Here is a 684-nt window from a genome sequence, read left to right as displayed (position 1 = left end):
TGTGTTTATTTAACACAATCTACTTAATTATAAAACAATGTTACAGTATCGATTAATCTTTTAACTAGCTCTTTCAAGAAAAATATTATAATTCATTAAATTTAATAGTACCAAATTTTAAACTGATTTATTTAAAAATTGACATCACAAACTAAATTTGCCACAACTTGTTTTACAAACACCTGCAATCTAAACATCATCGTCTTGCCAAATATAGCAATTATCATTTAACAAACCATATATTAATAAGCAAGACGATGATTGATATCTATTTTTTAGCTTCGTCTTTAATACTATTTTTCTTGTCTTTGATAGTATCTAGTTTATCTTTGGCTTTTTCATTTAGATTTTTGTTTGTTTTTGAGTTAGTGCTACCAGTTGATAATTCACCCTTTATCTTATCAAATGTGCTATCTCCTATACCTTTTACATTTTTAATATCTTCTATGTTATTAAATTTATTTATTTTTCTATATTCTATAATTGCATCAGCCTTAGATTCACCTATGCCCTTTATACTCATAAGCTCTTCTTTTGTGGCAGTATTTATATTTACAGCAGCAAATAGCGTTGAAACTGCAAATAAGCTAGCTAAGATTATTTTTGAAATTTTCATGTTTTATCCTTTTATTTTGGTTAGTGTTTCATTATATGATACTAGTGTAAATATTTCATTAATATTGT

Annotated in this window: 1 protein-coding gene; it reads right to left on the bottom strand. The window is 25.3% G+C overall.

The annotated features are described in order from the left end of the window. Nucleotides 1-268 precede the first annotated feature (268 nt). Nucleotides 269-616 (bottom strand): ComEA family DNA-binding protein, encoded by a 348-nt coding sequence (locus LQU93_RS09900; protein WP_418884084.1) that lies wholly within the window; start codon nt 614-616, stop codon nt 269-271. Nucleotides 617-684 lie beyond the last annotated feature (68 nt).

This window comes from Campylobacter majalis (assembly GCF_905120465.1).
In the GTDB taxonomy this organism is placed as follows: Bacteria; Campylobacterota; Campylobacteria; order Campylobacterales; family Campylobacteraceae; genus Campylobacter_A; species Campylobacter_A majalis.
Note: the sequence above shows the minus strand (reverse complement) of the source record. Positions and strands in the feature narration are given on the sequence as shown.